Annotated in this window: 4 protein-coding genes and 1 pseudogene; 4 read left to right on the forward strand and 1 reads right to left on the reverse strand. The window is 35.4% G+C overall.

The annotated features are described in order from the left end of the window. Together PSI23_RS20635 and PSI23_RS20640 are read left to right on the forward strand one after the other, a co-directional pair. Positions 1-433 (forward strand): annotated as a pseudogene (locus PSI23_RS20635) (hypothetical protein); the annotation flags it as partial. A gap of 84 nt (positions 434-517) precedes the next feature. After that, positions 518-1,459, forward strand: coding sequence for a glycosyltransferase family 8 protein (locus tag PSI23_RS20640; protein WP_273556831.1), 942 nt, complete (start codon positions 518-520; stop codon positions 1,457-1,459). Between the two features lie 305 nt (positions 1,460-1,764). On the opposite strand, the gene PSI23_RS20645 is transcribed toward PSI23_RS20640, so the two are convergent. Next, positions 1,765-2,376 (reverse strand): DUF1919 domain-containing protein, encoded by a 612-nt coding sequence (locus PSI23_RS20645; RefSeq protein WP_273556832.1) that lies wholly within the window; start codon positions 2,374-2,376, stop codon positions 1,765-1,767. A 35-nt stretch (positions 2,377-2,411) separates the two neighbouring features. On the opposite strand from PSI23_RS20645, the gene PSI23_RS20650 reads away from it, so the two are divergent. Further along, positions 2,412-2,645, forward strand: a complete 234-nt coding sequence (locus PSI23_RS20650) for a hypothetical protein (protein WP_273556833.1) — start codon at positions 2,412-2,414, stop codon at positions 2,643-2,645. Positions 2,646-3,017: 372 nt separating this feature from the next. Then, the gene (locus PSI23_RS20655) at positions 3,018-3,317 is read left to right on the forward strand and encodes a hypothetical protein (RefSeq protein ID WP_273556834.1); all 300 of its coding nucleotides are present in this window, start codon (positions 3,018-3,020) and stop codon (positions 3,315-3,317) included. The last annotated feature ends 391 nt before the right edge of the window (positions 3,318-3,708 follow it).

Below are 3,708 nucleotides of genomic sequence, written 5' to 3' on the forward strand. Positions count from 1 at the left end.
CGGGGAAAGTTACACGAAAGGGGAATCTGACGGCCGATACCAATCGCGCGGGAACTACCAACCTGCCGGAAATTATCAGCCTGCGGGAAATTATGCGGTGAGGGGGGAATGCTATACTAGAGGGGAAAGTGATGCGAAGTATTTGAAAGCCAATGCGGTCGCATCATTAACAAGGGTCTGGGCTGGTTCTGAAATAAAAAGAGAAACACTAATTAATTTATCCCACGATATTAGAGGAAAAATTGTCTATGTGAGATTATCAGGAAGCGGCATGAACAATAGATTAATTGGCGGAGCTATGTACCCGCCTTCACTTAACGAGTGGCATGAAATAGGATTTAACAATGAATATACTATGGTGAAAGCTGTCTCATCATATCAAGCGAAAGTTGTTTCAGGGTGGGGAGTTGTAGAAATTTTAGTCGCATCATGAGTGATGAGTTCCGCAAGGTAAAGTTTGTTGTTTCCTCCTTGCGGAGCTTGGTATCCTCATGAGATATTCATATGAGGCATGTTTATGAAAATTACCAAAGATATTATTAAGGAAACTATTAAAATCGGGTCTGTGAACAATAGTGATTCAGTGTTAGATATTGCTTTTGGTGTTGATGAAAATTTCCTGAAACCAGCAGGTATTGTTATATCATCTATATTGAAATGTAATAATGTTAATTTGCTGAGATTTCATATATTTGTTAATGAAATCAACAAGAATGAGGTCAATAGATATAAAAAAATCAATGGAAAAGCAGATGTTACAGTACATGTCTTTGATGATGGTATTTTCAAAGATATGCAAGAAAGAGAAAATCTACCTAAATCAATGTACTATAGATTAGTGGCTCCCCATATTATTAGTGAGTTATCCGATAAGGTTTTATATTTAGATGCTGATACTTTATGCCTCAACAAAATCGATGAGTTAATAAATTTTAGATTTGACAACAATGTTGCATGTGTTATTAATCATAAATCTATTGATATCAGTAGCTTAAACGGTATAGATATAAAAAATGAAGATTTTTACTTCAATTCAGGCGTGATGCTGATAAATATTCCTGTGTGGATAAGAAATTGCGTTTTGAATGACTTTCTTAGTTTAATTGGGAAGAAAAAATATAACTATCCTGATCAAGATGTGTTAAATGTAATTCTTGAGGGTAAGGTCTCTTATATTGACGGTAAATTCAATCGTTTTATGGAAGATGTAACAGCTGGAGACGATACAGTTTTCGTTCATTTTACTGGTGCACCTAAACCTTGGCAGGCATGGTATGAAAAAGGCGATATTTATGATTCGTTCTATAATTCATCACCATGGTCAGGCATACCGTATGACTTACCAATAACGTCAAGGCAGATGAGAATTTACTCGAAAAAATTAAAAAAACAAAAGAAGATTGTGGCTGGCTACTATTGGTTTTTTAAATATCTATTTAATAAAATTCTGAAGAAATAACCCGGTGATTATATGAGGCTAATGTCTCTCTATCGCCGGAATCAATAAATAGCAAATATCACTCCCTCTACCCCGATACTCCATCAATATAATCAGCAAACTGTTTGTCACAACGCCAGCAGTTTGCTTCCCGCCTTCCCTCACCGAATCCCGATGAGTATGTGTTATATGCAAAAACATTTAATCAATCGACTTTGACATATTGGGTAAGAGGTGTAGGAAATGGAACATTATTTTTTTTCGCAATAGGATATTAATATTTCTTCTATTTATAATAGTATCAGCCCGTAAATGCGGGCTGAATCCTATAAGCCATTAAATTGATTTAGTAACTTCCAATAATACAATAATCGTATTTCGTACAGCTCTAATCCGTCTGGAAAGTCACCATTCCTTTTTATTATAACGCTATTTTTCCCTAAGAATATTTTCCTTTTTAAATTTGATTCTCTGAACCTTTCCAAAAAATTTCCATCTTCGAAGTCTACGGGACAAAATTTAAATATGATGGAATCAATACTATTTTCTTTGATGAACGATAGTAGTCTTGTTCTGCGTCTATTCCATTTTTTTATAGCATCTTGTTCATTATCGTAATGAATAAAATTTATTCTGATGCCTGATAATAACGCGACAGGATAGTTATCGGATTTGATGAAATCGTTAATGGTTAATTCAATATTTAGATATTTTTCTAAATCAGATATTATTTTTATGTAGTCATCGGGAGGAATAGCCAATCCGATAAATGGAGTATTGTAAGGAAGATTTAGGTTTTTATACAACCTTATTCCCCAGCAGTTATTAGAGACTATCGCTATTTTTTTGCTTTTCAAAAGTAACTTATCTAGTAAATCACTTAACCATGAGTTTTTTCTAGCGAATTTATGTAGTTTATATTTTAAATAAGGCTGCATACTGACCCCAGATCATCAATGAAGATATGGATACCATGTTATCCCCTATACCCTATCACTACAACAAAAAGGCATTTCCTCCCTATTGCTTTCCCTCCCCCTTTTGCGCCGGATATTCTATTGATGTGGTCGGTGAGCTGGTGGGTGTGGATGGGTGGAAAGCCCCCTGCGAGGGCTTGTCTATGAAATTGAGCCTGTTCCCCGTACCTGCGGGGATAAACCACATTATCGTTATTGATTACCTGATAAACGAGATAGTTTCACAATAAATCAAAAAAAAATCCCGCAAAAACGTGGGTTTTTTTTTCTTTTATAGAGTTAACAAATTAGGTATGTTAGTAATTCTAAGAGAGCGTATTGGTAGTTAATGTTATCTAAAGTCGTTATTTCAAAATGTAATTCTGGATTTGTAATGAAAATAATTACAATCAATACTAGTTTACTCGTTTTACGCGTAATAAACGGTTAATTATTCGATTCCACTCGCAAATTTGATAACAAAATGAATAACCTGCTTTACAAAAAGTGACAATCAAGGGATAAATTATATTGATGTTGATATGAAAACGGCGAAGCCCCCAACTACGGGGGTAGCTAGGGGCTTCTAAAGAGTCTAATACCTAATCTGAGGAATGTAGACAATGATAAATATAGCAGTTAACGATTTTTGTAAAACAGTTAATGTTCAGTTTTATGAAGATAATCAGAATAAAACTGTAGATGGGCAATATTTAGTTACTATTCGAGACGGCAAGGTATTCAATTTTGAGGCTATGGAGGGGCGAACTACGGTAGATGCAGAGGTGTATTGGCGGCTGCGCAAGGACTTAAATTTTACCCAAGAAATTATCGCTGAGCTACTTAACCGGATGCGTTTCATCCACGACGAAAATAACATAGCTAATATGGACTACCTGATACATGAAGTAGTTTTGCGTTAGATATCATAAGCCCCGCGACGGGGCTTTTTGTGGTGCTTTTTCTTCACGATATCGCCTTTTTTATATCTGTAACATATTGATTTTATTATGGTGTAAAAATAGGGTATATAGTGAAAATGTATCATAACTAATTGATAAATATAGTTATAACAATGATTTTAAAATCCCTCGGCTGTAAGGCTGTGCGGGTTCAAGTCCCGCCCTGGGCACCAAACATAAGTTTACTAACGTCTACTCTAGTAAACTAACTCCTAGAAAGACCTGATAAATCAATCAGGTCTTTTCTTGTATATAGAAAACCCCCTGCTAGGCAGGGGGTTCTGTAGAGCTTTCAGCTATAAATCCGCTATAAAAACCCCTTTTGATTTGTTAAAACACCTTGCGGTCTGGC

Origin of the sequence: Xenorhabdus yunnanensis (assembly GCF_028598805.1) — a bacterium.
GTDB classification, from domain to species: Bacteria; Pseudomonadota; Gammaproteobacteria; order Enterobacterales; family Enterobacteriaceae; genus Xenorhabdus; species Xenorhabdus yunnanensis.

Coding starts and splice junctions, on each gene's coding strand:
- PSI23_RS20655 (WP_273556834.1), top strand. CDS start 3,018: ATGATAAATATAGCAGTTAACGATTTTTGTAAAACAGTTAATGTTCAG.
- PSI23_RS20650 (WP_273556833.1), top strand. CDS start 2,412: ATGTTATCCCCTATACCCTATCACTACAACAAAAAGGCATTTCCTCCC.
- PSI23_RS20640 (WP_273556831.1), top strand. CDS start 518: ATGAAAATTACCAAAGATATTATTAAGGAAACTATTAAAATCGGGTCT.
- PSI23_RS20645 (WP_273556832.1), bottom strand. CDS start 2,376: ATGCAGCCTTATTTAAAATATAAACTACATAAATTCGCTAGAAAAAAC.